This is a genomic window from Nodosilinea sp. P-1105 (genome assembly GCF_012911975.1).
Taxonomy (GTDB): Bacteria; Cyanobacteriota; Cyanobacteriia; order Phormidesmidales; family Phormidesmidaceae; genus Nodosilinea.
On sequence record NZ_SMDQ01000195.1, the window covers coordinates 1 to 511 of the forward strand.

Sequence of the window (511 nt, forward strand, 5' to 3'; positions counted from 1 at the left end):
CTTGACTTCTGTAAATTCAGTTTTGAGATTATCGATCAGTGTTAATCTTTTCTTGCCTGGGCGCACATAAACAACGATAACTGGCATGTTTTTGCCTGTTTTATCAGCAATTAAATCATTTAGACTTGCTTCAACAAGTTTTTCCAGTGCTTCAAAGGCTGCTTCTTGTTCTTGACTCTTATCTTCTGCTTTTAAATAGACAATGTTTTCATTGGTATTTGAAACATCTACAACCAAAACGTCTCCCAACTGTCTTTTTGGTTTATTAGACTGGTTGAAAAACTTAACATTAAATCCTCTGGCATTGAGCAGATCACATTCAAGTGACTTCTCAGGATTTTTTGAGGCAAGATAATAATAAACAGAAATATCGCCAATAACCTGTTCTGTTTTAAGTAGTCTCCCTAAATAGTTACTCTCCTCCTGGATTAGAGGTTGAATATGCTCTATCAATTCACTTCTGACAATTTCTCGGGTCACTTTCTTTGCATCATCGAGGCTATTCTTGAAG

1 pseudogene is annotated in these 511 nt (G+C 35.8%); it reads right to left on the reverse strand.

What is annotated here, in order from left to right:
- Nucleotides 1-511: pseudogene (locus tag E1H13_RS26735) on the reverse strand (hypothetical protein); the annotation flags it as partial.